General features: G+C 58.5%; 1 protein-coding gene. It reads left to right on the forward strand.

Features of this window, described 5'->3' with window-relative positions; genetic code table 11:
* Positions 1–168 precede the first annotated feature (168 nt).
* The coding region (locus AO398_RS29215) for a hypothetical protein (RefSeq protein ID WP_210171922.1) at positions 169–417 on the forward strand (249 nt) is incomplete at its 3' end.

Consider the following 417-nt stretch of genomic DNA (forward strand, 5'->3'; position numbering starts at 1 on the left):
CTTTCTTGGACATGGGCGCCGGCTCTGCCGGCACCCAGCGAACGTCAGTTCATCCATCGAAGATCATTTAGATACAGGGTTCAGTCAGAACCCATTTGGCGGGACAGGCGCCGTCCTCGTTTCTCTTTCTCGTTCCGGGCCATCGGGCTCCGCCATCCACATGTTGGAATGCGCGTCGAGCCGGCCTGGAGATTGAGTTTGCCGCGGCAGACGATCGGCGAGGACCGTAAGGTTCGGTTGATCGCGCCGTTTGGCGAAGACATCAGTGACATCGTGAAGAGGGAATGTGACCGTTGGGGGCGCGAAAGCGTCTACCCTGGCGGTCATGTTCGGCAAGCATACGGTGATTGGATCGGAAACGATCCGATCACTGGTCTTTTTGTGACCGTGTCGCGATCGACAGCCGAATGGCTGCCG

The organism is Methylobacterium sp. GXS13 (assembly GCF_001455965.1).
Taxonomy (GTDB): Bacteria; Pseudomonadota; Alphaproteobacteria; order Rhizobiales; family Beijerinckiaceae; genus Methylobacterium.